This window comes from Oribacterium sp., assembly GCF_057249185.1.
In genome coordinates, this window is record NZ_DBHIGR010000005.1 from 24,109 (window position 1) to 30,919 (window position 6,811).

A 6,811-nucleotide genomic window follows, 5' to 3' on the forward strand; every position below is an offset into this window, starting at 1 on the left:
CGGAAGCTTCTCTCCTTACTTTCTTCCTATCGCTTATTCGGAAGATAAATCCTTTCCTCTTCTCTTATAAAAATATAGGCTGATGCCAAAAAGGGAAAGGCTGAAGGACACGCCGAAGAAAAACATTCCGCTTTCATCTCCGGTGGCAACATTTCTGGCCGTACGATAAATCTTGGTACAAATCTTCGGAATCTCCACTATCGGATTAAAAATTTCCAGCTTCTTTACCCCTAAAACCCCGGGATCATGGCTCACAATGGGAGCGGGGGGCTTGCCGCTTTCCCCGGGAGGATTACCCGGTCCGGGCGGGGTGTTCGGATTCGGAGGAGTTGGCTCCGGCGGCACTGTCTCCGGGGGCGTTTCCGGCTCCGGAGGCTTCGGCTTGTCATAACGGTTATGAAAGGCAATTTCTCCTCTTTTCATATCCTGCTTTAGAGGATCATTTCGATCCGTTACAATCAATACCGCAGTGAGATAGGCAGGTCTTGGATTTCCCGCACTATCCTTGTTTTGCAATTCCACTTTTACGGAAACCAGATACTCCCTATCGTCATAGGTCATATATTCCGTATCGCCCTTTTTCTGACGAATATCGTACTGATAGATTCCCTCCTCCGAAAAGGAAATGGGGGCAAAACGTTTCTCCTCCTTTGTTTTTCCTGCGCCTAAAGTGAGATGAATCTCTTTCTCATCCGGCACCAAATTAGAACCGGATATCACCGGTTCCAGCTCCACCGTAAATTCTTCCTCCGGGAATGAATCTCCCGCGGCATACAAACTCACCGGAATCTCCACTTTTACCGGAGCAACGGCGGCATAGCTCTTCGGAACAAACAACGAATTCCCCAACAAAAGGCAGAGAAAAAAACCGATAATTTGTATTCTCTTTTTTCCCTTCATGCTTTCTTTCCTCTTTCCTTTCCTCCTACTTTACTGACTTACTTCATTAATGATTTTCTTTCTAAGCGACTTTCTTCCTAAGCGACTTTCTTCCTAAGCGACTTTCTTCCTAAATTACTTTCTTTTTTACCGCTAAGCTTAGTCCTTCTTACTCTCTCTACGAGCTGCCTTCTTTGGCAGTTCTTTGCCCTTATCTTCACAATATTCTGATAAGTAATTATATTATCGGCACATTTTGCAATTTTATATAAGCTTTTTAATAATATTTTGTTTTTTCTCTTTCCCTGGAAGCTGCTCCCTTGCTGAGCTTTTTAAGAATTTTACAGTTCCTTTATAATTATAGTCATTTTAAATAATCAAGACCTTCTATTACGTTTTAAAATTGGACAAATATTTTTAATCTTGATAGTATCATGTGGAAAAATAATTATGTTAAAAACACTTATTTCTCGCTTTCACTAAGTACCGGCGAGCTCAGATTGCCCTCGTTTTAGACCTATGCTGTTTTGCATCTCTGATATTTCATCTCTAATATGCTTTATAATTCATCTTTCTTTTTTTATATCCCTTTTCTTTCAAGCTAAAGAAGAGGGTTTTTAAAAACATACAGATTGGAAAAGCATTTAGAATAAAAATGTTTATAAGGAGGATATAGCTATTTATCCATCAAAGAAAATCATTGTAGTCAGTCATTGTGTTTTGAATCAAAATGCTGTGGTGCATGGCTTGGAGCGTGCAAAAGGCGCCTTTCCCCTGGTCGAAGAAATTCTAAAGAGGGGAATAGGCATCATTCAGCTCCCCTGTCCGGAATTCTTGTATCTGGGAAGCAATCGTCCCTCTATGAATAAGGTCGAGTACGAAAAGACGGAAGGCTATACCGAACATTGTCGGAGAATTTTAGAGTCGGTTTTTTGGCAGTTGGAGGAGTATCAGAAAAATGGCTATAGTTATATTGGAGTTTTAGGGATTCAGGAAAGCCCCAGCTGTTCTCTTTCCTCTCCCCCAGGAATTCTAATGGAAAAATACATGGAAGAAATGGAAAGAAGAAACTGGACACAGGCCTGTTTCGAAGTGCCGGTATTTTATGACGAAGAGGAGAAGGACGGAAAATGGGAAGAATATAAAGCTCGCTTTACTGCCTTCATAGAAGAAAAGCTTGAAGCTTAAGTGAAAAAGATGAAAAAAACTCAAGAAATGCAGTAAGAAAAATCTACTATGAAAAAACGAAAAAATGTGTGCTGTACGGTAAGTGATACAGCAGGAATTTAATAAAGGAGAATTGCAATGAACAAGCTGAATAAGAATACGAAAATCCTGCTATTTTGTGCGCTGGCAGTGGTGGTAAATGTAGTTTTTGGAGATTTTGTCAGTATGCTAAAGATACCCCTTCTTTTTATGGATACCATCGGCACCATTTTCATTGCGGCTTGCTACGGTATGGGCTACGGCGTCCTAACCGGAGTAGCTACCAACCTCCTGATGGGCTTTACAGCCAGCCCCAGCGCAATCCCCTTTGCCTTGGTCAATGTAGTGGTTGCAGTCGTGGTAGCCCTAATCAGTAAAGTCGGAAAGAATGGCTTCAGCCTTCCCAAGGCAATCCTTACCGGACTGCTTTTAGCCATTTTATGCCCAATGGTTGGAGCCCCCATTCGTATCTTCCTCTTCGGAGGACTGACCGGATCCGGAACAGACTTGGTGATTATGGCCTTAAAGCAATCCGGTCAAGAGCTCTTTACCTCCGTTTACCTTGGAGCAGTCAGCGGAAACTTGGTGGATAAGTTGCTGTCCTGCGTACTGGTGTCCCTCCTCTTACAAAGACAAGCTATGAAACGAAGCCTCAGCTTGGCCTAAAGGAAACTACGCCCATTTTCCGGACAGGCTGTAAACCTTCGCCAAAAGACCTCCCAAAAACTTGCCGTGAAGCTTTCGGAATTGTTCCTTTTCTTCCTTCAGGCGGTTTTTATTCTTCATTTGCTTTCTGGTTTCCGCCTCTTCGTGTCTTCGATAGGAAAGCAAAGCCTTCTTAATATAGAGGAAACGCCCCTCTTTTTCCGCCAAATGCAGGAAGGCATCCCAATCCGTAATAAAACGATACTCATTTTTGAATAATAATCTTCTGCAATGTGCTGTCACATAGGTACAGCTGGGGCAGGAGATGCTGTTGCCAAAAAGCAGGGGAAGCTTTTTCCAGAGGCTCTTTTCCGTATGATGGGTAAAATGATAGGGAAGTCGTAGGATTCTTTTCACTTTCTCGGCAACATTCGGCAGCTTCTGTCCCATACCGTCAATGTCCTGTACCGCAGTAAAAATCAAGCTGGCATCCGGATAGAGGGAATAGGCATGCTCCACAGCCTTAGTGTAATCTTCATGATACAAATCGTCCTGATGGGCAATGGTCACCAGCTTTGCTCTCTTTCTGCCTACCTCCAAAGCAAAATTCCAATCCCTTGCCAAAGAGGGCTCTCCGTTTCGAACAAACAAGGGCAAACGATATTCCCTGGAAATCCTCTTTAAAAATGCATTGGGAGTTGCGGTGCAAAGATAAATAGGAGATGGATTTTTTTGCTTTAAAAGAGATTGAATGCATGCTTCCAGATAAGAGGATTCTCCATAGCAGGGAATGACAAAGGCATGCAACACCTTCTTTCTCTTCTTTAACGCAATAAATTTTCTTTCCGGAAGCCCTCTTACGCCTCTTTCCTCTGCATGAGCGGCGGCTTTTTCGATAAATGCCTCTGTTTTCTCCTTTGCTGTCTTAAAAAATCTGCACCTTCTGGCTTTTCGTGCTTTAAAGGAAAGGCCGGATTTTTCCGAGTTCTGAAGGATAGCTTGTGGCTGTTCTACCTTCCGTTCCGGTTCATGCGACAGCTCCTGCTTTTCTTCCTCCAGAAAGCGGTTTACACCGCCCTTAGCCTTTTCTCCTTCTGCAAATATTCTTTTCTTCAATGCTTCCTTATCCATTTTTACTCCTTTGGCATTGCGGTAAGATTCATAATGCTCCTATTTTAACAAAAAATTAATTTTATTTCTACCGTTATTCGGAAGCTTTTTCCCATAATCCAGGTTTTTTCCCTAACCTCGGGGTTTTCCTTTAATTATAAGAAGGGACTGTAAAAATCAAAATAGTTTTCTAAGCAATATAGGTCTAAATTTGGGGCACGCTCTCGCTAGCTTCGCCTCGTAGCGGATACTAAGCGAAAAACTGCGTTTCTCTTGTTTTTCGCAAGTACCGACGGGCTCAGACTACCCCCTCATTTAGACCTATATTGCCGAAAATCTATTTTTTTTTGATTTTTATAGTCCCTTATTCATGAGCTTATATTTTTGCTATTCCGGGTTATGCCTTCTTCTTTCTATAGAAGGTATTGTCCATAGGAAGCTTGGTTCTGAACTCATGGTCAAAGGCATAATAAGCATTGGCAATGGCCGGAGCAATAGGAATGCTGGCAATCTCTCCGATACCCTTTGCACCGAATGCGAAGGGGATAGGTGTATCCCTCTCTACATAGATGGCATGGATGTCAGGAATCTGGTTAGCACGAAGCAGTCCCAAGGTTCCAAGCTTAGCAGTGGGTACGCAGTCCTTTAAGGGGAAGTCCTCAGTTAAGGCATAGCCCATTCCCATCAATACTCCACCTTCAATCTGTCCTTGAATCGCAACCGGGTTTACAACCTTTCCGGAGTCATGGGCAGCATATACATCCGTTACCTGTCCCTGTTCATCCAGAAGAACCAGGTTAGTGGCATACGCATAAGCTACGTGAGACTTGGGGTTGGGAAGGTCTGCGCCCAGCTTATCTGTGGGATCAAAGAACTCGAAGAAATATTCTTTTCCTTCCAATGCGGAAAGGTCTCCGCCTACCTTGTCCAAATCTCCCTTAAGCTCTACGGCTAAGCCCTTTACCGCCTCACCGGTAATCAGAGTCTGACGGGATCCGGAAGTGGTTCCAGAGTCCGGAGAATCCTCTGTGGAACCCTTGGAAAGATCAATCTTCTCCACCGGAAGACCGGTACCATCGTGCATCATCTGCATAAATACGGTACGGCAGCCCTGTCCGATATCGGAAGCTGCGGTATACAGCTCTACCACACCGTTTTTAATAACCGCTCTAGCTCTTCCCTTATCCGGAAGACCTACACCTACACCGGCATTCTTCATTGCGCAGGCAAGACCTGCTCTGCTCTTGTTGGCTTCGTAAATGTCCTTTACCGCCAATAAGGTTTCCTTAAGGGCTGTAGAGGAATCCGCAATCTGTCCGTTGGGAAGAACCTTTCCCGGCTCGATGGCGTTACGGAAACGAATCTCCCAGGGGCTGATGCCTACCTTCTCAGCCAGCTTATCAATCAACATTTCCAATGCATACTCACTTTGGCACACACCGAATCCGCGAAATGCTCCTGCAGGCGGGTTATTAGTGTAATAGCCGTATCCATAGATATTGGTGTTCTGATAGGTGTAAGGACCAACGGAGTGAGTACAAGCTCTCTCCAGTACCGGTCCGCAAAGGGATGCGTAGGCTCCGGTGTCAAAGTAGATTTCACAATCCAAGCCCTGGAAAATACCATTTTCATCACAAGCCAGAGTAAAAGTACCCTCCATAGCATGACGCTTGGGGTGGAAGTTGATGGATTCCTGACGGGTGAACTTTACCTTTACCGGTCTTCCCACCTTTAAAGCCATCAGCACGGCAATATGCTGTACGGAAACGTCTTCCTTACCGCCGAATCCGCCACCTACAAGCTTGTTCTCTACCACGATTCTGGAAGGATCCCAGCCCATCATGATGGCAATTTCTTTTCTGGTATCATATACACCCTGGTCAGTGGTATAAACCTTCACACCGTCCTTATAAGGGAAGGCAATGGCGCACTCCGGCTCCATGAAGGCATGCTCTGTAAAGGGGGTCTTAAAGCTGTCAGTTACTACATACTTTGCTCCCGCAATGGCTGTCTTGGCATCTCCACGGGTTACGTGTCTTTGCTGGCAAAGATTTCCGTTAGGATGAAGCTTAGGCGCATTTTCCGCCTTAGCCTCTGCAATGCTTCTTACCGGCTCCAGCACTTCGTACTCTACCTTCACCAGCTTCTTCGCCGCCTCCAAAATAGAAGGAGTCTCAGCAACAATCAGGCAAAGAGCGTCTCCGATGCAACGAGTTGTGTCCCCTTCGGCAATCATAACATCCCAGTCCTGCTGAATATGTCCCACCTTGTTGTTGGGAACATCTTCAGCCTTTAAGATAGCAAGAACGCCGGGAAGACTCTCTGCCGCCTCTGTAGCAATCTTTAAAATCTTGGCTCTTGGATACTCTGTACGAACAGCCCCTCCGTAAACCATGTTTTCCATCTCCACATCATCAGGATATTCTCCGGTTCCCAAAACCTTCTCTCGAACATCCACACGGAAGGCAGACTGTCCAACCTCGAAGTCTTCTCCGGTTTCCAGATCGGACTGAATTTTTTCCTCTCCCCGAAGCACCTTGGCCGCAAGCGCAATTCCTTCGATAATCTTCTTATAGCCTGTACATCTGCAAATGTTGGAGCGGATGGCTTTCTTAATATCCTCTTCTGTTGGATTCGGATTCACATCGATTAAAGCCTTGGCACTCATCACCATACCGGGAATACAGAATCCACACTGTACGGAACCGGCACGTCCAAAAGCATAGACATAGGCCTCCTTCTCCTGAAGGCTCAGTCCTTCAACGGTAACAATGTTCTTTCCCACTGCCTTTTTGGTAGACAAAATACAGGAACGCACAGCCTTTCCATCAATCAAAATGGTACAGGTACCGCAGGCTCCTTCACTGCAACCGTCTTTTACGGACTTGCACTTTAAATCGTCACGAAGAAAACGAAGCAAAGGCTTATCTTCCTTTGTTTCCACCTCTTTTCCGTTTACAATAAAACGAAA

Annotated in this window: 5 protein-coding genes; 2 read left to right on the top strand and 3 right to left on the bottom strand. The window is 44.8% G+C overall.

Annotated elements, in window-relative coordinates:
• Positions 1 to 33: 33 nt before the first annotated feature.
• Positions 34 to 900: a Spy0128 family protein gene (locus ACO4PX_RS00705; RefSeq protein WP_315376669.1), complete on the bottom strand. Its 867-nt coding sequence runs from the start codon at positions 898 to 900 to the stop codon at positions 34 to 36.
• A gap of 678 nt (positions 901 to 1,578) precedes the next feature.
• On the opposite strand from ACO4PX_RS00705, the gene ACO4PX_RS00710 reads away from it, so the two are divergent.
• Both ACO4PX_RS00710 and ACO4PX_RS00715 read left to right on the top strand, forming a co-directional pair.
• Positions 1,579 to 2,067, top strand: coding sequence for a CD3072 family TudS-related putative desulfidase (locus ACO4PX_RS00710; protein ID WP_485570933.1), 489 nt, complete (start codon positions 1,579 to 1,581; stop codon positions 2,065 to 2,067).
• A 117-nt stretch (positions 2,068 to 2,184) separates the two neighbouring features.
• The gene (locus ACO4PX_RS00715; protein ID WP_485570927.1) at positions 2,185 to 2,751 is read left to right on the top strand and encodes a CD3073 family putative ECF transporter S component; all 567 of its coding nucleotides are present in this window, start codon (positions 2,185 to 2,187) and stop codon (positions 2,749 to 2,751) included.
• 6 nt (positions 2,752 to 2,757) lie between these two features.
• Here the strand turns inward: ACO4PX_RS00715 and ACO4PX_RS00720 are convergent, their stop codons facing one another.
• Positions 2,758 to 3,861: a glycosyltransferase family 2 protein gene (locus tag ACO4PX_RS00720; protein ID WP_485570929.1), complete on the bottom strand. Its 1,104-nt coding sequence runs from the start codon at positions 3,859 to 3,861 to the stop codon at positions 2,758 to 2,760.
• Between the two features lie 376 nt (positions 3,862 to 4,237).
• Positions 4,238 to 6,811: selenium-dependent xanthine dehydrogenase (xdh, locus tag ACO4PX_RS00725; RefSeq protein ID WP_485570931.1), on the bottom strand; the 2,574-nt coding region annotated here is incomplete at its 5' end.